Origin of the sequence: Alkalicoccobacillus porphyridii (assembly GCF_007293315.1) — a bacterium.
Classification (GTDB): Bacteria; Bacillota; Bacilli; order Bacillales; family Bacillaceae_D; genus Alkalicoccobacillus; species Alkalicoccobacillus porphyridii.
In genome coordinates this window covers 1-256 of record NZ_VLXZ01000304.1, presented here as the reverse complement: position 1 = coordinate 256, position 256 = coordinate 1, and the positions used below count along the sequence as shown (strand labels likewise).

The 256-nt window shown below is 44.1% G+C and carries 1 protein-coding gene; it reads right to left on the bottom strand.

Going from position 1 to position 256, the window contains the following annotated elements; translation table 11 throughout:
* A partial coding sequence (locus FN960_RS24395) for a helix-turn-helix domain-containing protein (RefSeq protein ID WP_032194690.1) occupies nucleotides 1-178 on the bottom strand: 178 nt, incomplete at its 3' end.
* Nucleotides 179-256: the final 78 nt, after the last annotated feature.

Here is a 256-nt window from a genome sequence, read left to right as displayed (position 1 = left end):
CTTTAGGTTTGGGAATTAAACCTTTTTCTCCATGTTTTTCATAGAGGGCAACCCATGTCCTGACCTGGGTTCGGGGGACACCAAAACGTGCCGAGATGATCCTGTAACCATCATCAGTTGTGAAGTAGTGATTCACGACTTCAAGGCGCTTTTCAAAAGGGTATTTTGGCTTTGACATATTAGGGGCTATTCCATTTCATCGTCCAACAAAATGGGTGCAGTACAGGTTACATGGCGACCAACAATACTCAACAAC